Below are 552 nucleotides of genomic sequence, written 5' to 3' on the forward strand. Positions count from 1 at the left end.
TGGTCGGATTGTGTGTACTGCTCGCGACGAGACCGAGCAACGACGTCAACAGCGTGAGCTCAAACTCTTCCAGCAGGCTATTGAACAAGCGGCTGATGGCGTCGCAGTTCTTAAAGATGACAAATACACGTACATCGACAAGACACATATTGAGATGTACGGCTTCGAGAGTAAGGAGGAGCTGCTTGGAGACTCTTGGCGCAGACTGTACGATGACGCAGAGATCGAACGGTTCGAAACCGAGGTCTTCCCAGCTCTCGAAGCTGACGGGCACTGGCGTGGGCCGGTCACGGGTACCCAGCCTGATGGAACGACGTTCCCTGCTGAACTCTCTCTGACAATCATCGACGATGGTCGCCTCGTCTGTACTGTCCGGGACGAAACGGACCGCAAAGAACGCGAGCGTGAACTGGAACTGAAAGAGCGGGCGATGGACGAAGCCACTGTTGCCATCCAGATCGCTGACGCAACAAAAGACGACAATCCGTTAGTGTACGTTAATGACGGGTTCGAACAAATAACTGGATACGAGCCAGAGGAGGTAATCGGCCA

Annotated in this window: 1 protein-coding gene; it reads left to right on the forward strand. The window is 54.2% G+C overall.

What is annotated here, in order from left to right; genetic code table 11:
* Nucleotides 1–10: 10 nt before the first annotated feature.
* A partial coding sequence (locus EXE45_RS17560; protein WP_241989527.1) for a PAS domain-containing protein occupies nucleotides 11–552 on the forward strand: 542 nt, incomplete at its 3' end.

This window comes from Halorubrum sp. SP9, assembly GCF_005435015.1.
Classification (GTDB): Archaea; Halobacteriota; Halobacteria; order Halobacteriales; family Haloferacaceae; genus Halorubrum; species Halorubrum sodomense.